Here is a 325-nt window from a genome sequence, read left to right as displayed (position 1 = left end):
TTATTCGGTATTAGCCCCGGTTTCCCGGAGTTATCCCCATCTGCAGGGCAGGTTGCCCACGTGTTACTCACCCGTCCGCCGCTAATTTCAGGGAGCAAGCTCCCATCAATTCGCTCGACTTGCATGTATTAGGCACGCCGCCAGCGTTCGTCCTGAGCCAGGATCAAACTCTCCATAATAGAGAAATTCGAGTAGCTCGAGTTTCTTGCTGGCATCATTTAAGATGTCAATTTTGAATCCGAAGATTCGTTTGTTCATTCCACCGACAGGGTCGGCTTCAGAACTTTATTTGTTGACGTTTTGCTGTTCAGTTTTCAAGGTTCAT

1 rRNA gene is annotated in these 325 nt (G+C 48.0%); it reads right to left on the bottom strand.

Annotated elements, in window-relative coordinates:
- Positions 1-179, bottom strand: a 16S ribosomal RNA gene (locus AWV70_RS18735); the annotation flags it as partial.
- Positions 180-325: the final 146 nt, after the last annotated feature.

This window comes from Sporosarcina koreensis (genome assembly GCF_001531445.1).
GTDB classification, from domain to species: domain Bacteria; phylum Bacillota; class Bacilli; order Bacillales_A; family Planococcaceae; genus Sporosarcina; species Sporosarcina koreensis_C.
The sequence above is the reverse complement of the archived record's forward strand: the minus strand, read 5'-3'. Positions and strand labels throughout refer to the sequence as shown.